Source organism: Streptomyces sp. NPDC015125 (genome assembly GCF_043080045.1).
Taxonomy (GTDB): domain Bacteria; phylum Actinomycetota; class Actinomycetes; order Streptomycetales; family Streptomycetaceae; genus Streptomyces.
Genome location: NZ_JBIBVF010000016.1, coordinates 56,556 through 77,074, shown reverse-complemented (window position 1 = coordinate 77,074; position 20,519 = coordinate 56,556). Strand labels below are relative to the sequence as shown.

The following is a 20,519-nucleotide window of genomic DNA, read 5'->3' as shown; positions in this document are numbered from 1 at the left end:
GTCGGGCGGTTCGCCGAGTGGTTTCGTCGGGCGGTTTCGTCGAGTGGTTTCTTCGGGTCGAGTGGTTTCTTCGGGCGGCCGGCGGGGGCCGCGGCGGGCGGGCGCTCGGGGGTGCGGTCACGTGATGCCGTCAGCGAGACCGGGCGGGCAGTTGATCTCGTTCAGGCTGCCGTGAACGGGCGGTGTACGGGGGGCTTTTCGGTAATCCGCCGTACGCGGCGGGTGGGGCGGGGACAACCCGCTCTGCGGCTCCCTCATGCGCTGTCCCGGGCGTGCTGGGCGATCCGGCGGAGGGCCTCGGCGAAGTCCTCGGCCACCGCCCGTACGGTCGTCTCCTCGTGCACATCGGGGCGGTAGTGCCAGGTGAAGGCGAGCCGGCCGTCCTGCACCGCGCCGACGGCCTCCAGCAGGTGGGAGCCGCCGTCGCGGGGGTCGTGGTCCTGGCCGAAGGAACCGTGCTCGGCACGGACGAGTGCCCCGGAGGAGCCGCCCGGCCGGGCGTCCCACTGGCCCAGGTAGTTGAATACGATCTGCCCGCGGCCGGTGCGGTCCAGGCGCTCGCGCACCTCGGCGGGGCCGTGGGTGCGCAGCGCACCGAAGCCGAGACCGTTGCCGGGGACGGCGCGCAGTTGGCGGCGGACCGATTTGACCAGGGCCCGCCAGTCCCGGGAGGCGCCGAGGTCGGCGGGATCGGACACCTGGAGGCCGACCGGGTAGACGGTGGTGAACCAGCCGACCGTGCGGGAGAGGTCGACCCCGTCCAGGACGTCCTCACGGCCGTGCCCTTCGAGGTCGATGCAGACCCGGTCGTGACCGGTCCAGCGGGCCAGCGCCAGGGCCAGGGCGGCCAGCAGAACGTCGTTGATGCGGGTGCGGTAGGCGGTGGGGGCCGCGCGCAGCAGCGCCGTGGTGTCCGGCTCGTCGAGCGTCACGGTCACGGTGCGCGAGGCGCCGGACGGAGCGTCGCCGGCGTGGTCCACCGGAAGCGGCGCGGGGGCCGCTGCCTCTTCCCAGTACGGCAGTTCGTGGTCCAGCCCGCCGTCGGCGACATGTGCGGCCAGGCCTCTTGCCCAGTCCCTGAAGGCGGTGGTCCGCTCGTCGAGGGTGATGGCCTGCCCCGCCGTGGCCTGTCGGTAGGCGGTCTCCAGGTCGTCCAGCAGGATGCGCCAGGACACCGCGTCGACGACCAGGTGGTGGGCCACCAGGAGCAGGAAGGCGGGGCGGTCCGGGTCGCCGGTGAACAGCGCCGCCCGGAGCAGCGGGCCCCGGCCGATGTCGAAGCTGGTGTGCAGGTCGTCGGCCGCCTTCTCCATGGTGGTGTCGGCCTCGTCGGACGGCAGACCGGTCAGGTCGTGCCGGACGAGGAGGCCGTGCGGCTGCGAGGGCGGCGGGTTGTGCTGGTGCCATCGGCCGGCGTCCCCGGTGAACCGCATCCGCAGCGCGTCGTGGTGCTCCAGCAGGGCGGTCAGCGCTTCCTGGAGGGCGGCCGGGTCGGGGGTGCCGTCCAGTTCGAGCAGCGCGGACTGGTTGAAGTGGTGGTGGTTGGCGCGGGGTGTGGCGAAGAACCACTGCTGGATGGGGGTGAGTGGCAGGTCGCCGGTCACCGGACCGCTGTCGGTCCGGTCCGGTCCGGTGGTGACGACGGTGGCCAGTGCCGCCACCGTCTGGTGGGTGAACAGGTCCTTGGTGGCCAGGTGCAGTCCGGCCCGGCGCAGCCGCGAGACCACCTGCATGCTCAGGATCGAGTCGCCGCCGAGGTCGAAGAAGTTGTCCTCGGCTCCGACGGTGTCGAGGCCGAGCACGTCGGCCCAGATCTGGGCGATCCGGCGTTCGGTGTCGGTGCGCGGCGCGATGTGCGGGCCGGTGGCGCCGGAGGCCGGGTCGGGATCGGGCAGGGCGCGCCGGTCGGTCTTGCCGTTCGGGGTGAGGGGCAGGCCGGCCAGGGGGACGAAGACCGACGGCACCATGTGCGGCGGGAGGAGGCGGGCCAGGTGGTCGCGCAGCTCCGGGACGGGCAGCGGCACCGGGGCACCGTCGGCCGGGACGTCGGACGGGACGACGGACGGGACGACGTAGGCGACCAACCGTGCGGGACCGGTGGGGTGTTGGCCGGCCGCGGCGCGTACGACGACCACCGCCTCCCGCACCCGGTGACTGCGCCGCAGTGCGCTCTCGATCTCGCCGGGCTCGATGCGGAAGCCGCGTACCTTGACCTGGTCATCGGCGCGGCCGGCGTAGCGCAGGTCGCCGTCGGCACCCCAGCGCGCCAAGTCGCCGGTGCGGTACATCCGTTCCCCCGGGGCGCCGAACGGATCGGCGACGAATCGCGCCGCGGTCAGGCCCGGGCGTGCCAGGTATCCACGGGCGAGTCCGGCCCCGGCGACGTACAGCTCACCGGTCACGCCGACCGGTACGGGACGCAGGGCGGCGTCCAGGACGTACGCCCGGGTGCTGCCGATGGGGCGGCCGATGGGCGGGGCGCCCGCTTCCGGGGTCAGTGGGCCGGTCCAGGTGGACACCACCGTCGCCTCGGTCGGGCCATAGGAATTGATCATGCGGCGGCCGGGGGCCCAGCACGCCACCAGGTCGGCGGGGCAGGCCTCGGCGCCGACGATCAGGGTCCGCAGGCCGGTCAGGGCGTCGGCGGCCTCGGTCGGCACGGTGGCCAGGGCGGCCGGCGGGATCAGGGCGTGGGTGATCCGGCGCTCGGCGAGCACCTGCGCCAGCCGGTCACCGAGCAGCGGCCCCTCCTCCCCCGCGATGAGCGTGGCGCCGGCGAGCAGTGAGAGGCACAGCTCCAGGACGGAGGCGTCGAAGCTGGGTGAGGCGAACTGGAGGACCCGGTCTCCCTGGCGCACCTCGTACCGGTCGGCGGCGGCGGAGGCGAAACCGGCGAGGCCGGTGTGCGTGACCACTACGGCCTTGGGGGTGCCGGTCGAGCCGGAGGTGTAGATGACGTAGGCGGGGTGCGCCTCCGTCAGCGGCGTGCGGCGGTCCGAGTCGGTGGGCGCGGAGTCGGGGCCGTCGCTTCGCCAGACGGCGGCCGGGTCGTCGAGGACCACGGCGGCCGCCGAGTCGCGCACCATGAAGTCGCGCCGCTCGGCCGGGTAGGCCGGGTCCACGGGCAGGAAGGCGCCACCGGCCTTGGCGACGGCCAGTTGGGCCACCACGGTCTCCGCGGAGCGGGGCAGCGCCAGCGCCACCACGTCCTCGGGACCGACACCGCGGCCGATCAGCTGGTGTGCCAGCCGGTTGGCCGCGCGCTCCAGCTCCGCGTACGTCAGTTCGCGCGCGCCGTCGGCCAGTGCCACCGCATCGGGTGTGCGGGCCGCCTGCCGCTGGAACAGTTCGGGCAGGGTGGCCGGGCGCACCGGGCGGGCGGTGCCGCGTCCGTGGGCCAGCAGGCGGCGCAGTGCGTCGTCCGGGGCCAGGGGCAGGGCCCCGAGGGGGCGGTGCGGGTTCTCGGCGATGCCGGTCAGCAGCGTGGTGAGCTGGCCGACGATCCGCTCGGCGGTGGCGGCGTCGAAGAGATCGGTGTTGTAGGTGAGCAGGCCGTGCAGGGCGCCGGAGTCGGTTTCGGCGAACTCCAGGGTGATGTCGAAGCCGGCGTGGTGGGTGTCCGGCTCGATGTCGCTCACCTGGAGACCCGGCAGGTCCAGTGCCGCTCCGGGCGCGTTCTGGAGCACGACCATGGCCTGGAAGAGCGGGGTACGGCTGGTGTCGCGGACCGGCTGGACCTCGTCCACCACCTGCTCGAACGGCACGTCCTGGTGCGCGAAGGCGTCGAGTACCGTCTCCCGCACCTGTGCCAGGAACGCGGGGAAGGCCTCGTCGGGATCGACGGTCGAGCGCAGGACCAGTGTGTTGACGAAGAAGCCGATCAGGCGCTGGGTCTCGGCGCGGTCGCGGCCCGAGGTGACGGTTCCGACGGCGATGTCGTGCTGTCCGGACAGCCGCGCGAAGAGGGTCTGCGCGGCGGCGATCAGTGTGGTGAACAGGGTGGTCTGCCGGGCCCGGCCGAACTCCGCCAGTCTGCGGGCCGTCTCGGGCGGGAGGACGAGCGGGGCCGTCGCCCCGTTCCTGGTCTGTACGGCCGGGCGCGGCCGGTCGGTGGGCAGGTTCAGGGGTTCGGTCCCGGAGAGGCGTTCTTGCCAGTACCGCAGTTGGTCCTCGGCGGCCGCGCCGTGTGCGGTGCGCTGCCAGTGGGCGACGTCGGCGTACTGCACGGGCAGCGGCGGCAGTTCGGTCGTGGTCTCGCCGAGCGCGGCACGGTAGAGGTGGGCCAGGTCGCCGGTGAGGACCGCGGTGGACCAGCCGTCGGTGATGATGTGGTGCAGGGTCAGCGTCAGGACGTGGTCGTCGTCCGCCAGCCGGACCAGTTGGGTCCGCAGCAGGGGGCCCTGGCGCAGGTCGAAGGGGCGGGTGCGGTCCTCGGCCAGCAGCCGTTCGAGCTGCGCCGTACGGTCGCCTGCGGGCAGCGCCGACAGGTCGTGCAGCGGCAGCGGCACGTCCTGGGGCGGGTGGATGACCTGGATGCCCTGGCCGTCCTCGGAGTCGAAGGTGGTGCGCAGCGACTCGTGCCGGGCGGCCAGCGCGGTCAGGGCGGCGCCGAGGGCTGCGGTGTCGAGCCGGCCGCGCAGGCGCAGTGCCAGCGGGGTGATGTACTCGGTGCTGCCGGGCGCGAACGCATCGAGGAACCACAGGCGTTGCTGGGCGAAGGACAGCGGCGGCGCGGTGTCCCGGGGGGCCGGGAGGATGGCGCCGTGGCCCGCGGGGGCACTCCCCCCTTGCGCCAGCAGCGCGGCGAGCGCGGCCGGGGTCGGGTGGGTGAACACCGCCCGCGGGGTGACGTCGGTCCGGAACGCCTCCGCCAGCCGGGAGGCCAGCCGGATGCTCAGGATCGAGTCGCCGCCGAGCGCGAAGAAGTCGTCCTCCACACCGATCCGTTCCACGCCGAGCACCTCGGCCCAGACCTCGGCCGTGCGGCGTTCGGCCTCGGTGCGCGGGGCGACCGGCTCCGGCCGGTCCGTGCCCGTGCCGGGTGCGGGCAGGGCCGCCCGGTCCACCTTGCCGTTGGTGCTGAGCGGCAGCGCCGCCAGCGGCACGAACGCCGTGGGAACCAGGTAGTCGGGCAGCGTCTGCCGGGCGTGGGCGCGCAGCGCCTCGATGTCGAGACCGTCGTGGCCCACCACATAGGCGACCAGCCGTTTGGTCCCGGGCCGTTCCTCGCGGGCCACCACGGCGATGTCCGCGATGCCGGGGTGGGCCGCCAGCGCGCCCTCCACCTCGCCGGGCTCGACGCGGAAGCCCCGGATCTTGACCTGGTCGTCGGCGCGGCCGAGGAACTCCACCGTGCCGTCGACCCGCCGGCGGGCCAGGTCCCCGGTGCGGTACATCCGGCCGCCGGGCGGCCCGAAGGGGTCCGCGACGAACCGGTCCGCGGTCGCGCCGGGGCGGCCGAGGTAGCCGCGGGCCACGCCCTCGCCCGTCAGGAAGAGTTCACCCGCGGTGCCCGGCGGCACGGGCCGCATCCGTGCGTCGAGGACATGGACCCGCATATCGTCCAGCGGGTGGCCGATGGGCACGGTGCCGGGGACCGCCGCGGCGTCGCTCATGGCGAAGGAGGTCGCGAAGGTCGTGGTCTCGGTCGGTCCGTAGCCGTCCACCACGGTCAGGCCGGGGCAGGCGGCCAGCACCCGGCGCACGGCGGCGGCCGGGACCACGTCGCCGCCGGTCCACACCTGGCGCAGCCCCGCGAAGCAGTCCGGCGCGTCCTGGGCCAGCAGCCGGAAGAGCCCGGCCGTCAGCCACAGGGCCGTCACCCCTCCCCCGGTGGCCAGCCGCCGCAGCAGGGCGGCGTCCACCGCGCCCGGCGGGGCCACCACGACGCGTCCGCCGTTCAGCAGCGGTGACCAGACCTCGAAGGTGGCGGCGTCGAAGGCCACCGGCGAGTGCAGCAGCACCCGTGCGCAGCCGGGGCCGGTGAAGCGGCTGTCGGTGGCGAGCGCGGCCACGTCCCGGTGGCGCACCCCTACGGCCTTGGGGGTGCCGGTCGACCCGGAGGTGAACATCACGTACGCCAGGCGGTCCGGGTCGGCGGGCGGCGGAGCGGGCGCAGCGGCCGGTGCGGCGGTCCGTGCGGCGGCCACGTCCTCGGCGGTCAGCCGTGCCGTCACTCCGGCGTGTTCGAGCAGCATCCTGCGGCGCTCCTCGGGGGCGCGGCCGTCCACGGGCACATAGGCGCCGCCCGCCTTGAGCACCGCCAGCTGGGCCACCACGAGGGCGGCCGAGCGGTCCATGAGCAGCGCCACCCGACCCTCGGGGGCCAGGCCGTCCGCCCTGAGCCGGGCGGCCATCCGGTCCGACCAGTCGGCGAGTTGACGGTACGTCACCTCCGACCCGTCCACTTCGGCGAGGGCGATCGCGTCCGGGGTGCGGCGCGCCTGTTCGGCGAACAGGTCCACCGGCGAGGTGCCCGCGGCGGGACGTGCGGTGGTGTTCCACCGGTGCAGCACCGCGCGGTCGGCGGCGGTGAGCAGGCCGAGGTCGTCCAGGCGGCGGGCGGTGCCGTCGGCGAGCGCGGTCAGCAGGGTCTCCAGGTGGGCCGCGGCCCGCTCCACCGTCGTACGGTCGAACAGTGCCCCGTCATAGGCGAGGTCGAAGCCGAGGCGGTCGGCGAGGTAGGCGCGCAGGCACAGCGGGAAGTTGGTGGCGTCCTCGGCGCGTACGTCCTGGATGCGGATGCCCGCTCCGGCAGCGGCCGCCTCGTCGAAGGGGTAGTTCTCGAAGACCATCATGCTGTCGAACAGCGCCTCACCCGGCGGCAGTTCACTGAGGGCCTGGATGCGGGCGAGCGAGACGAAGTCGAAGCGCCGCGAGTCGCTCTGCCGGTCCTGCAGGTCGCGCAGCCAGGACAGGACGCCCTGGTCGCCGTCGGTCCGGGCGCGGGTCGGAACGGTGTTGATGAACATCCCGACCATGGACTCCACACCCGGCAGTTCGGCCGGGCGGCCGGAGACCGTGGTGCCGAACACCACGTCCTGGCGGCCGCTGTAGCGCGCCAGCAGCAGCGCCCAGGCGCCCTGCACCACCGTGTTGACGGTCAGGCCGTTCCGCCCGGCGGTCTCGCGCAGCCGGTCGGAGATCTCGGGGGTGAGCTCCATGTGCACCAGCGCGTCGGAACGGGCGCGGTGCGCCTCGACGGGCGGCCGGTCGTAGGGCAGCGGGGTGCGGGCGGTGAACCCGGCGAGGGTGCCGGTCCAGTGCCGCTCGGCCTCCTCCTCGTCCTGTTCCGCCAGCCACTGCAGGAAGTCGCGGAACGGGCGGCGGGCCGGCCGGCGGACGGTGCGCCCCTCGACCGTCGCCGCGTACTGCGCGCACACATCGGCGAAGAGCGCTCCGGTGCTCCAGCCGTCGAGCATCAGATGGTGCGAGGACCACACCAGCAGGATCTCGTCGCCGGGCAGCGCGGCCACCGCGATGCGGCTGAGCGGTGCGGTGGTCACGTCCATCCCGGCCGCCCGGTCCTCGGCGAGCAGCCGGCCCAGCGCACGGTCGCGCTCGACGGGGGTCAGGGTCCGCCAGTCGTGGTGGGCGACGGGCAGGACGGCCCGGTGGTGCACGACCTGCACGGGCCGGGGCAGGCCCTGCCAGCGGACGCTGCTGCGCAGCGCCGGGGTGTGGTCGGCGACCTGCTGCCAGGCCGCGCCGAACGCCTGCGGGTCGGCGACCCCGGCGATCCGGACGGCCATCTGGTCGAAGTAGGCACCCGCCGAGTCGACCAGCCCGTGGAAGAGCATGCCGGCCTGCAGCGGGGTGAGCGGATGGAGGTCCGCCACGTCCCGTCCGTCGCCCACGACCAGGTCCACCTGGCGCTGGTCGAGCCGGGCGAGCGGGAAGTCGGACGGGGTGCGGCCGCCGGTGTCCGGCCGGGCGCAGTGCGCGACGATCTCGGTCAGGGCCGTGACGGTGTCCTCGGCGAGGCGGCGCACGGTGGACTCGTCGTACACCGCGGGCGGGTAGGTCCAGCCGAGTTCGAGTCGGCCGTCCTGGACCACGCCGGTCACGTCGAGCAGGTAGGTGCGGGGCTCGTCGGGATCGGTGTCCTGGCCGGCCGGCGGCAGGGCGGCCCGGTACAGCCCCTCGTCGTCGGGGCGGTCGGTGGACGCGATGTCCCACTGGCCGTGGTAGTTGAAGCCGACGCGCGGCTGTGGTGCCTCGGGCAGCGGGCTCTGTGGCAGGAGGTGGCGCAGCGCGCCGTAGCTCAGGCCCCGCAGCGGCACGGCGCGCAACTGCTCCTTGACGGAGCGGACGGTGTCGCGCCAGTCCGCGTCCGGGGCGACGGAGAGGGCGAGCGGGAACTCGGCGGTGAACCAGCCGACGGTGCGGGAGAGGTCCAGTTCGTCGAAGAGGTCCTCGCGGCCGTGGCCCTCCACGCCGATCAGGACGGAGTCCTGGCCGCTCCAGCGGGTCAGGGTGCGGCCGAGGGCGCTGAGCAGGACGTCGTTGACCTGGGTGCGGTAGACGTCGGGGACCTGGCGCAGCAGGGCGTCGGTCTCGGCCCGGCCCAGGCGGACGGTGAGGGTGGCGGCGGTGCCGTGGGTGTGGGGGCCCGGCCGGTCGACGGGGAGGTCGGCCGGGGCCCGGCAGGTCCGGGTCCAGTACGCCAGGTCGCCGTCGAGGGCGCCCGAACGGGCGTGCCGCTCCCATCGGGCCGCCCAGTGTCCGTAGCCGCTGCTCGCCGGGGCGAGGGCGGGCGGGCGTCCGGCGGCGGCGTCGTGGTAGGCGGCCTCCAGGTCGCCGAGCAGGATGCGCCAGGACACCCCGTCGACGACCAAGTGGTGCACGGTGAGGACGAGTTGGGCGGGACGTTCGGGTCCGCAGTCGAAGTGGAGGACCCGGGCAACCCGGCCCTCGGTGACGTCGAGGGAGGACTGTGCGGCGGCGGTCGCGCGCTGCACGGCCTCCTCTTGCCCGGGGGCGTCGAGACCGGTCAGGTCGTGGCGCGAGAAGACGTCGCCGGGGGCGGCCGGCAGCACCTCCTGGCGCCAGGTGCCGTCGGTGTGGCGGAAGCGGGTGCGCAGCGCCTCGTGGCGGTCGACCAGGGCGGCGGCCGCCTGGCGCAGCGCGGGCTCGTCGCTCGCCGGGGCCAGCTCCAGCCGGTTGGTCATGGTGAAGCGCAGCGCGTCCCCGGGCCGGCGGCCGTCGAGGTACCAGTGCTGGATGGGGGTGAGCGGCGCGGGGCCGGCGGGCGCCCCGGGGCCGTCGGCGGGCGGCGGGGTCACGGAGGCGGTGCGCAGGGCGAGTTCGGCGATCGTCTGGTGGCGGAAGACGTCCTTGGAGGTGAGTCCGAGGCCGGCCCGGCGGGCCCGGGAGACGATCTGGATACTGAGGATCGAGTCGCCGCCCAGGGCGAAGAAGTTGTCCTCGACGCCGACCCGGGGGACGCCGAGCACCTCCGCCCAGATGCCGGCGAGGCAGGTCTCGGTGTCGGTGCGCGGGGCCGTGTACTCGGTGGCGGTGTCGGGCTGGGCGGGGGGCTCGGGCAGGGCGCGCCGGTCGGTCTTGCCGCTGCTGGTGCGCGGAATCCGGTCCAGGGGGACGAACACCGCGGGGACCATGTAGTCCGGCAGGGTGCGGCGCAGCCGGACCCGCAGCTCCTCGGCCGCGGGCGTCTGCGCCCCGGCGGGCACCACATAGGCCACCAGCCGTGCCCGGCCGCCGTGTTCGACGGCCACCACCACGGCGTCGGCCACCGCGGGGTCGCCGAGCAGGGCGGCCTCGATCTCGCCGGGTTCGATCCGGAACCCCCGGACCTTGACCTGGTCGTCGCTGCGCCCCAGGTACTCCAGCCGCCCCCGCCGGTCCCGGCGGGCACGGTCGCCGGTGCGGTACATCCGGGTGCCGGGCGGGCCGAACGGGTCGGCGAGGAACCGCCCGGCGGTGAGCCCGGGCCGCCCCAGGTAGCCGCGGGCGACCTGGGCACCGGCGAGGTACAGCTCGCCCGGCACCCCGACCGGTACCGGCCGCAGCGCGCCGTCGAGCACGTAGGCGCGCAGGTTACGGCCCGGACGGCCGATCACGGGACGATCGACGCGGTCCGGGTGATCGAGGTGGTCGGCGTGACGCCCGTGATCAGCGGGGTCGGCATGACGCCCATGGCCGGCGCGGTCGGCATGACGCCCGTGATCAGCGGGGTCGGCGAAGGGGCCGTACACGGCGTCGACGGTGCATTCGGTGGGGCCGTAGACGTTGTACGCGGTGACGCCCGCGGTCTCCCGCAGCTCCCGCCACAGCGGGGTGCCGACGGCCTCGCCGCCGACCATGACGATCCGGGGGCGGTGGTGGTCGCCGGTGAGCAGACCGGCGGCCAGCAGCTCGTGCAGGAAGGACGGTGTCACATTGACGCAGTCCAGGCGGCTTTCGGCGACCTGGCGGACGAAGGCGGCCGGGTCCAGGCGCACGTCCTCGTCGACGAGGTGGACCTCCTGGCCGAGCGCCAGCAGCAGCGGGCCTTCCCATGAGGTGTCGAAGGAGAAGGCGGCGCTCAGCGCAAAACGCAGCGGCCGTCCGTCGGTGGCGTGCGGGGTGACGAGCCCGGCCAGGTGGTCGTGGCAGAGGTTGACCAGCTGACGGTGTTCGACGGCGACGCCCTTGGGCCGGCCGGTGGAGCCGGAGGTGTAGTTGATGTAGGCGGTGTGGGCGCCGCACAGGGGGGACGTCCGGTCGGCGTCCGTGGGGTTGTGGCCGGGCTGCCGGTCCAGAGGGGCGTCGCGCAGCGTGTCGGCGGTCAGGACGGTCTGCGGTGCGGCGTCCGAGAGCAGGAACGCGCGCCGTTCGGCGGGCAGTTCGGGGTCGAGGGACAGTTGGGTGCCGCCGGCCTTGAGGACGGCGAGGAGCGCCACCAGCAGGTCCGAGGTGCGCGGCAGTTGCACGGCGACCACCCGCTCCGGGCCGACGCCGAGCGCGATCAGGTGGTGGGCGAGCCGGTTGGCCCGGTCGTTGAGGGCGGCGAAGTCCAGCGTGGCGTCCCGTGCCACCAGGGCCGTGGCGTGCGGGGTACGGGCCGCCTGGGCCTCGAAGAGGTCCACGAACGTCAGGTCGGGGACGGACAGGGTGCCGCCCTGCCACTCCTCCAGTACCTGCCGCCGCTCGGCGTCGGACAGCAGCGGCAGTTCGCCCACCGCCCCGCCCGGGTCCTCCGCGACCGCCTCCAGCAGCAGCCGCAGTCGTGCGGTCGCCCGCTCGACGGTGTCCGCGTCGAACAGGTCGGTGTTGTACTCGACGTAACCGGTGAGGCCGCCGTCGCGCTCCACGAAGTCGAAGCCGAGGTCGAACGCGGCGTGCCGGCCCGGCGGCTGGACGGTCTCGACGTCGAGGCCCGGCAGGCGCGGTGCCTCGCCGCCCAGGTTGTGCAGGGCCACCATGACCTGGAAGAGGGGGGTGCGGCTGGTGTCCCGTTCGGGCTGGAGCGCACCGACGAGCTGCTCGAAGGGCACGTCCTGGTGGGCGAATGCGTCCAGCACGGTGGCGCGCACCTCGGACAGCAGCGCGGTGAACGGCAGGTGGTCGGGCACCCGGCTGCGCAGCACCAGGGTGTTCACGAACATCCCGACCAGGTGCTCCAGTTCGGGGCGTTCGCGTCCGGAGGCCACGGTGCCGACGGCGATGTCCTCCTGGCCGGCCCAGCGGGCGAGCAGCACCTTGCAGGCCGCGAGCAGGGTCATGTAGAGGGTGGCGTCGGCGCGGCGGCCGGTCTCCCGCAGCCGGTCGGTCAGCGGGGCGGGCAGGGAGAACTCCAGCAGGGCGCCGTTCTCGGTCCGCACGGCGGGCCGCGGCCGGTCGGTGGGCAGCTCCAGCGGCGCTACGTCGGACAGCTTCCGCTGCCAGTAGGCGAGTTGCCCACCGTCGGAGGCGGCCGCCCGCGCCCGCTGCCAGGCCGCGTAGTCGGCGTACTGGAGCGGCAGCGGGGGCAGGTCCGGGCGGCGGTCCTGGAGGGCCGCCGCGTACAGCTCGCCCAGGTCCCGGCCGAGCACCGCGGTGGACCAGCCGTCGGTGACGATGTGGTGCATGGCCAGGGTCAGGACGTGTTCGTCGGCGGTGAGCCGGATCAGCCGGGTCCGCAGCAGCGGCCCGTTGCCCAGGTCGAAGCCGGTGGCGCCCTCGCGTGCCAGCAGCGCGTCGAGTGCGCGCTCGCGGTCGTGCGCCGGGGTGGCCGACAGGTCGTCCAGCGGCAGGTCCACCGCCCGGGGGGCGTGGACGTGCTGGCGGGCGTTTCCGTCCTGCTCGGCGAAGGTGGTGCGCAGTGGTTCGTGCCGGGCCACCAGGGCGTCCAGGGCGGTGCGCAGGGCCGCTTCGTCGAGGGGGCCGCGCAGGCGCAGCACGAAGAAGGTCAGGTAGGCGGTGCTGTCCGGCTCGAAGGTGTCCAGGAACCACAGGCGCTGCTGCGGGAACGACAGCGGCAGGGCGGCGGTGCGGTCCGCCGCGGGGATCGTGTCGTCCGGTGTCCGGTGGGCGGCGGCCGGGTCCGGCAGAGCCGCGGCCAGGGCGGCGACGGTGGGGTGGGTGAACAGCAGCCGGGGCGAGACCTCGGCGCCGAGGGCGGCGCGGAGCCGGGAGGTGACCCGGATGGCGAGGATCGAGTCGCCGCCCAGGGCGAAGAAGCTGTCCTCCACGCCGATTTCTCCGGTGTCCAGGACGTCCGCCCACACCCGGGCGACCAGGCGTTCCGCCTCGGTGCGCGGCGCGGTGCGGTCCTCGCCGGCGGCGAAGCCGTCCGGGCCGGGGGCGGGCAGGGCCCGGTGGTCGAGCTTGCCGTTGACGGTCAGCGGCAGCGCGTCCAGGGCGACATAGGCGGCGGGCACCATATGCGCGGGCAAGGTGTCCGCCAGGTGCGCGCGCAGTTCAGCGGCGGACGGCGGGCCGCTCCGGCCGGTGGTGCCCACGACGTGGGCCACCAGCCGTCGCACTCCGGGGGTGTCCTCGCGCACCCCGACCACGGCCTCCGCGACCTCCGGGTGGGCGGTCAGCGCGGCCTCGATCTCGCCGGGTTCGATCCGGAAGCCGCGGATCTTGACCTGCTGGTCGGCCCGGCCGAGGTACTCCAGGGTGCCGTCGGGCCGCCAGCGGGCCCGGTCGCCGGTGCGGTACATCCGGGTGCCGGGCGGCCCGAACGGGTCCGCCACGAACCGCGCGGCGGTCAGGCCCGGCCGGTTCAGGTAGCCGCGGGCCAGGCCCTCCCCCGCCACGTACATCTCGCCCACGGCGCCGGGCGGCACCGGGGCGAGGCCGGCGTCCAGCACCCGGACCCGCAGGTCGGGGAGGCCGCGGCCGATGGCGCTGCCGGTGGCCTCGGCCACGGTGGCACGGTCGAGGGGCGCGTAGGAGACGTGCACGGTGGTTTCGGTGATCCCGTACATGTTGACCAGGACGGGCGCGGTGTCCGGGTGCCGTTCGTACCAGTCGGTGAGCCGGCCCGGATCCAGCGCCTCCCCGCCGAAGACCACCCGCCGCAGGGCCAGCCGCTCCCCGAGTCCGGGGTGTTCGGCGTCCGCGCGCATCAGGGGGTAGAACGCCGACGGTGTCTGGTTGAGCACCGTGACCCGCTCGTCCACCAGCAGGCGCAGGAACTCCTCGGGGGAACGGGCGACCTCGTGCGGGACGACGACGAGCCGGCCGCCGTGCAGCAGCGCGCCCCAGATCTCCCAGACGGAGAAGTCGAAGGCGTAGGAGTGGAACAGCGTCCATACGTCGTGCTCGTCGAAGGCGAACCGGTCGCGGGTGCGGGAGAACAGCCGCACCACATTGGCGTGCGGGACGACCACGCCCTTGGGCAGGCCGGTGGAGCCCGAGGTGTAGATGACGTAGGCGGGGTGCTCCGGCAGCGGGTGGCGGGCGGGCACCGGGCCGGTGGCGGGGCGCCGTTCGAGGTCGGCGCGGATCTCGGGATCGTCCAGGAGCAGCCGGGGGCAGGTGGCGTCCCCGAGCCGTCCGGCGACGGCAGTGGTGGTCACCAGCAGGGCCGGGGCGGCGTCGGTGAGCACGTGGGCGATGCGGCCCGCGGGCAGCTCCGGGTCGACGGGTACGTAGGCGGCGCCGGTCTTCAGCACCGCCACGATCGCCACGATCATGTCCGGGGAGCGGGGCAGGGCGAGTGCCACGAAGCGCTCGGGTCCTGCTCCGTGCTCGGCCAGCCGGTGGGCCAGCCGGCCTGCCCGTGCGTCGAGTTCGGCGTAGGACAGGGTGGTGCCCGCGCAGGTCACGGCGGTGGCGTCGGGCGTGCGGGCCGCCCGCTCCTCGAACAGGTCGATCAGGGTGTGCTCGGGCCGCCCGTGTTCCGTGCCGTTCCAGTCCACCAGCATCCGCCGGCGTTCCTCGGCGGTGGTCCACGCCAGCTCGCGCAGCGGCCGGTCCGGTCCCGCGGCGATCTCGGCGAGCAGCAGGCACAGCCGGTCGGCGAGTGCACGGACGGTGGCGGGGTCGAAGAGGTCGGGGTCGTGGGCGAGGTCGAAGCCGAGGCGGTCGCTGTGGTGGGCGCGCAGGACCAGCGGGAAGTTGGTCGCGTCCCGCGAGGCGACGTCGAGGATGCGGACCCCGGCGCCGGACGTCCGGGCGTCGTCGAACGGGTAGTTCTCGAAGGCGACCATGCTGTCGAACAGCGCGGTGCCCGCCGGGACGTCGCTGAGCGAGGTCAGCTGGGCCAGCGAGACGGCCTCGAAGCGCCGGGATTCGGACTGGGCGTCCTGGAGGTCCCGCAGCCAGTCGGCAGCACTGCGGCGTTCGTCGACCCGTACCCGGGTCGGCAGGGTGTTGATGAACATCCCCACCATGGACTCGACGCCGTGGAGTGCGTCCGGGCGGCCGGACACGGTGGTGCCGAACACCACGTCCGGCTCTCCGCTGTAGCGCGCCAGCAGCAGCGCCCAGGCGCCTTGTACGACCGTGTTGAGGGTGAGTCCGCTGCGCCGGGCGGTGTGCAGCAGCTCCCGGGAGAGCTCGACGGGCAGGCTCGCCGTCAGCACCGCGGCGGAGCGGGCCCGGTGCGCCTCGCGGGGCGGACGGTCGCAGGGCAGCGGCGTCGGGGTGGCGAAGCCCGCGAGGACGGTGCGCCAGTGCTCCGCTGCCTCGCGGCCGTCCCGGCCGGACAGCCAGCGCACATAGTCGCCGAACGGGCGGCGCACGGGTGGCGCCGGCGTGCGGTCCGCGACGAGTGCGGCGTACTCCTCGCACACCTCGGTCAGGACCTGTGCCAGGCTCCAGCCGTCCAGGATCAGGTGGTGCGAGGTCCACAGCAGCCGCAGCCTGCCGCCGGGCAGCCGGATCAGGGTGAGCCGCATCAGGGGCGGGGTGCCGAGGTCCAGGCCCAGGGCCAGGTCCTCGGCCTGGAGCCGGGCGAGTTCGGCCGCTTGCCGGTCGTCGTCCTGCGCGCGCCAGTCGACGTGGACGGTGGGCACGGTCACCCGCCGGTGCACGATCTGGAGCGGTACGGGCACGTCCTCCCAGACGACGGAGGTGCGCAGCACCGGCATCCGGTCGACGACCCGCTGCCAGGCCCGGGCGAACGCACGCGGGTCCGCGACGCCGTCCAGCAGCAGGCCGGCCTGGTCGAGGTAGACGTCGTCGGCCCCGCCCATCAGGCGGTGGAAGAGCATGCCTTCCTGGAGCGGGGTGAGCGGGAGGATGTCCTCGACGGCGCGCCCGTCCCCGGCCAGACGGTCCACCCCGGCCTGGTCCAGCCGGGCGAGGGGGAAGTCGGAGGGGGTGCGGCCGCCGGCGTCCGGGTGCGCGCAGTGGGCGGCGATCGCGGCCAGTGCCCGGGCCGTGCCGTCCGCCAACTCCCGTACCGTGCTCTCGTCGTGCACCTGGTCGCTGTAGTGCCAGGTCAGCTCCAGCACGCCGTCGGCGACCACGGCCGAGATGTCCAGCAGGTGGTCGAGCGCTTCGTCGGCGGCCAGGTCGCGGCCGGGGGCCTCGCCGGCGGGCGCGAAGTCCTGGCCGGGCGTGCTCTCCCACTGGCCGTGGTAGTTGAAGCAGACCTGTGGCAGGGGAAGTGCGCGCAAGGTGCGGGCGGCCGGGTCCGGTGAGCCGAGACGGGCCAGCGCCTCGTAGCCGAGGCCGCGGCGGGGGACGGCCCGCAGCTGTTCCTTCACCGCTTTGAGGGTCGCGCCCCAGTCCGGCTCCCGCGAAGGGCCGTCCAGGGTGAGGGTGACCGGGTACTGGGTGGTGAACCAGCCGACGGTCCGGGAGAGGTCGGCGGCGTCGACGGAGCCGGACGCTGTGTTCTCGTCGTGCGCGTCGTGCGCGTCGTGCGCGTCGTGCGCGTCGTGCGCGTCGTGCGCGTCGATGTCCTCCCGGCCGTGCCCCTCCAGGGCCACCGTCACCCGGTCCGTGCCCGCCCAGTCGGCGAGCACCCGGCCCAGCGCGCTGAGCAGGACGTCGTTGACCTGGGTGCGGTAGACCCCGGGCACCCGGCGCAGCAGCGCTTCGGTGGTGTCGCGGTCGAGCCGGGCGCGGACGGTGCGGACCGAACCGGCGAGTGCGGTGCCGGGGCGGTCCACCGGCAGCGGGGTACGTGCCACCGCGGCCTCGGCCGTCCAGTACGCCAGGTCGCCGTCGAATCCGCCGTCTTGCACCTGCCGGGCCAGTTGCGCCGCCCAGATGGTGAACGGCGTGGTGGCAGGCTCCAGTGGGAACGCCTCGCCCGCGGCGGCCCGGCGGTAGGCGCTCTCCAGGTCGGCGAGCAGGATGCGCCAGGAGACGCTGTCGACGGCGAGGTGGTGGGCCGTGAGGAACAGCTGCGGCCGGCTGCCCGGCTCCGTGCGGAGCAGGGCGGCGCGCAGCAGGGTGCCGGTGGCGGGGTCGAGGTCCGCGCGGGCGGCGTCGGCCGCCTCGGTGCGCGCGGCGTCCCGGGCGGCGCCGGTGGCCCGGGACAGGTCGTGGGTGGTCAGGAGGCCGGGTGCCACGGCGTCGACGGGGTGCTGGCGCCAGGTGTCGTCGGCGCGCACGAACCGGGTGCGCAGCGCCGGATGGTGGGCGGCCACGGCGTACAGGGCCCGCTCCAGGGCGTCCGGGTCGACGTCGTGCGGCAGGTCGAGCAGCATCGACATGCAAAAGTGCCGCAGCGGCCCGTGGGTGGCGAAGAACCACTCCTGGATGGGGGTGAGCGGGGCCGGTCCGGCGTCGTGCGGCTGGTGCGCCACGGGTGCCGGGGCGGTGCGCAGGTCCACGGCGGCGGCCAGCTCGGCGACGGTCTGGTGCAGGAAGACGTCCCGGGAGGTCAGCCGCAGCCCGGCGGCGCGGGCCCGGGAGACGGCCTGGATGCTGAGGATCGAGTCGCCGCCGAGCTCGAAGAAGTTGTCGGTGACCCCCACCTGCGCGAGGCCGAGCACGGCGGACCAGATCCCGGTGAGTGCCCGCTCGGCCGGGGTGCGCGGTGCCACGAACTCCCGCTCTCGCGGGGCCGCGTCGAGGTCGGGGGCGGGCAGCGCGCGGCGGTCCAGCTTGCCGCTGGTGGTGAGCGGCAGGGCGTCCAGGGCGACGAACGCGGCGGGCATCATATGCGCCGGCAGGGTGCGCCCCAGGGCCGCCCGCAGCTCGGAGGCGGCCAGCGGACCGCTCCCGGCGGCGGGCACCAGGTAGGCGGCGAGGCGGGCGTGGCCGCGCTGGTCGGCGACGGCGACGACGGCCGCCCCGGCGACGGCGGGCAGGGCCAGCAGCGCCGCCTCGATCTCGCCGGGCTCGATGCGGTGGCCGCGGATCTTGACCTGGTCGTCGGCGCGGCCGAGGTAGTCGAGCCGTCCGTCGGCGGTCCAGCGGGCCAGGTCACCGGTGCGGTAGAGCCGGCTGCCGGGCGGCCCGAACGGATCCGCCACGAACCGCGCGGCGGTCAGGCCGGGGCGGTGCAGATAGCCGCGGGCGAGCTGGTCGCCCGCCAGGTACAGCTCGCCGCCGACGCCGGGCGGCACCGGCCGGAGACGGTGGTCGAGGACATGGGCGCGCACATTGGCCAACGGCCGGCCCACCACCGGCCGGGCGGTGCCGTCGATCCGGCAGGCCAGGGCGTCGATGGTGCACTCGGTGGGACCGTAGAAGTTGTAGGCGGCGACATCGTCCAGCCCGGCGAGCTCCCGCCACAGCGCGGGGCCGACGGCCTCGCCGCCCAGCATCAGCAGCCGGGGGTGGTGGCGGGGGTCGGTGAGCAGTCCGGCGGGCAGGAGCTGGCGCAGGTAGGAGGGGGTCAGGTCGAGGAAGTCGATGCGGTGCTCGACGACGTGGTCGACCAGGGCGGCCGGATCGAGCCGGGTCGACTCGTCGACCAGGTGCAGCCGGTGGCCGTCGGCCATCAGCAGCACGCCCTCCAGGGAGGTGTCGAAGGAGAACGACGCGGTCAGGGCGATCCGCAGGGGGCCGCCGCCCGCCGCGGCGACAAAGCCGTTGCGGTGGCCGGCCAGCAGGTTCATCAGCGAACGGTGTTCCACGGACACGCCCTTGGGGCGGCCGGTGGACCCGGAGGTGTAGATGACGTAGGCGGTGTTGCCGGGGTGCAGCGGCGCATGGCGGTCGGCGTCGGTGGGGTTGGCGTAGGCGGGATCGGCGTCGGTGGGATCGGCATCGGCGGGGTCGCCGGTGCGGGCCGGGGCAGGTACCGCGCGCAGCACCGCCTCGTCGAGCACCAGCATCGGCCGGGCGTCCGCCACCAGGAACTGCAGCCGTTCTTCGGGCAGTTCGGGGTCGACCGGCAGGTATCCGGCACCGGTCTTGAGGACGGCGAGGATCGCCACGATCATGTCGGCGGTGCGCGGCAGCCGCAGCGCGACGAGCTGTTCGGGGCCGGCGCCAAGGCCGATGAGATGGTGGGCGAGCCGGTTGGCGCGGGCGTTGAGCGCGGCGTAGTCCAGCGTGGTGTCCCCGGCCACCAGTGCCGTCGCGTGCGGGGTGCGGGCCGTCTGCGCCTCGAATGCGGCGGGGTAGGTGGTGGGGGTGACGGGCAGCGCGGTGTCGTTCCATTCCGTGGTCAGCCGGTGCCGGTCCCGCTCCGACAGCAGGGACAGTTCGCCCAGCGGCCGGTCCGGTTCGGCGGCGACTCCGCCGAGCAGCAGGACCAGTTGCCCGGCCATCCGTTCGGCGGTGGCGGCGTCGAAGAGGTCGGTGCGGTACTCCAGCAGGCCGGTCAGCCCGTCGCCGTCGGGCACGAACTCGACGCTCAGGTCGAAGGTGGCCGCGCGGCGGGGCACGGTGACGGCCTCGGCCGCGATGCTCCGCAGGCCGGGGGCCGCGGGCGGGGCCGGGTGGAGCAGGACCATGACGTCGAAGAGCGGGTTGCGGCCCGCCTCCCGTACCGCTCCCGCGGCCTCCACCAGCCGTTCGAAGGGGGTGTCGCCGTGGGCAAAGGCGTCGAGGACGGCGGTCGCGGAGGCGTCCAGCAGCTCACGGTAGGAGCGCGCGGTGTCGACGGGGGCGCGCAGCACGACCGTGTTGACGAAGAGGCCGACCGCGCGCTCCAGTTCGGTGCGTCCGCGGCCCGGGGTCAGTGATCCGACGGCGATGTCGTCCTGGCCCGACCAGCGGGCGAACAGCGCCTGGCAGGCGGCGATCAGGGCCGCGAACAGGGTGGTGTGCTGCTGCGCCGCCACCTCCCGCAGCCGGGCCGCGGTGGCCGCCGGGACCCGGAAGGTGTGGACCGCGCCGTCGCCCGCCTCCTCCCCGCTGCGGGGACGGTCGAGCGGCAGCTCCAGCGGCACGGTCCCGTCGAGCTGTTTGGTCCAGTAGGAGAGCTGCTCCTCCAGCAGGGCGCCGGACAGCCGCTCGCGCTGCCATACGGCGAAGTCCGGGTACTGCGTGGCCACCGGGGCGAGCGCGGGCGTCTCGCCGTGGGCCAGGGCGTCGTACAGCGTGCACAGTTCGTCCAGCAGCACGCCCATGGACCAGCCGTCGGTGACGATGTGGTGCGCGGTGAGCAGCAGGACGTGCTCGTCGTCGGCCAGGCGGATCAGCAGGGCCCGCAGCAGCGGACCGGTCCGCAGGTCGAACGGGCGGGAGTACTCCGCCAGCAGCACGTCGTCCAGGCCTTCCCGGACCGGTGCGGTCCGGTCCCCCGCGCCGGCTGAGGGATCGTGCTCCTCCCCCAGGTCGCGCAGCGGAAGCGGCACGGGGGCGGCCGGGTGCACGGTCTGCACGGGCCGGCCGTCGACGGCGTCGAACGTGGTGCGCAGGGACTCGTGGCGCTCCAGTACGGCGTCCAGCGCCCGGGACAGCGCGGCGCGGTCCAGCGGGCCGGTAAGCCGCAGGGCGACCGCGCTGTTGTAGCGGGAGTCGCCGGGCCGGAGCTGGTCCAGGAACCACAACTGCTGCTGGGCGAAGGCGAGCGGCAGGGGCCGGGACCGGTCCGCGCGGGGGATCTGCTGCCGGGCCTTGGCGGCGGCCGGCGGGGCCTGTCCGGCCAGACGGCGGCGCAGCGCCTCCTGCAACTCCTGGGGCAGGGCCGCGGCACGGTCCTTCTTCGAATGCGAAGACGTCATGTC

At 74.8% G+C, this 20,519-nt stretch carries 1 protein-coding gene; it reads right to left on the bottom strand.

Going from position 1 to position 20,519, the window contains the following annotated elements:
- Positions 1-254 precede the first annotated feature (254 nt).
- The gene (locus ACF088_RS27935; protein WP_392378610.1) at positions 255-20,516 is read right to left on the bottom strand and encodes a non-ribosomal peptide synthase/polyketide synthase; all 20,262 of its coding nucleotides are present in this window, start codon (positions 20,514-20,516) and stop codon (positions 255-257) included.
- Positions 20,517-20,519: the final 3 nt, after the last annotated feature.